This window comes from Sphingobacterium composti (genome assembly GCF_009829075.1).
GTDB classification, from domain to species: domain Bacteria; phylum Bacteroidota; class Bacteroidia; order Sphingobacteriales; family Sphingobacteriaceae; genus Sphingobacterium; species Sphingobacterium composti.
Map to the genome: position 1 here is coordinate 1 of NZ_WUQZ01000076.1, position 364 is coordinate 364.

Sequence of the window (364 nt, forward strand, 5' to 3'; positions counted from 1 at the left end):
ATACAGCCATCATAATCAAGTATAGTATGGAGTTTAACAGCTCCCTTAGCACTGCGGAATTTAGCCCAGTCGAATACACTTAAGCATAAAGGAATAATAGTTGCATCCATGAGAAATACTTTCCGCTTAAGTCTATTAAGCTCAGCTCGTCTAGGAGAATTTCTATTCCACAAATGTTCCAAAAGTTTGTAATAAAGGTCTCGGAATAGGCGGTGATCGCGATGTTTGTTGATGTAGGATAAATTGGACTTGCTGGGTGTCCTAGAGATGCCCATGTGGCTCATGTTACCTGTAGTACTACGCAGACCATTAGAAATATCACGAACGGAATCCGCAGATGAAAGATGGCAGAAAAGCATACTAA

At 40.7% G+C, this 364-nt stretch carries 1 protein-coding gene; it reads right to left on the reverse strand.

The window, feature by feature from the left end; translation table 11 throughout:
* Nucleotides 1-364 (reverse strand): DUF4372 domain-containing protein (locus GOQ17_RS16135; protein ID WP_159639078.1); only part of this gene is annotated, 364 nt, incomplete at both ends.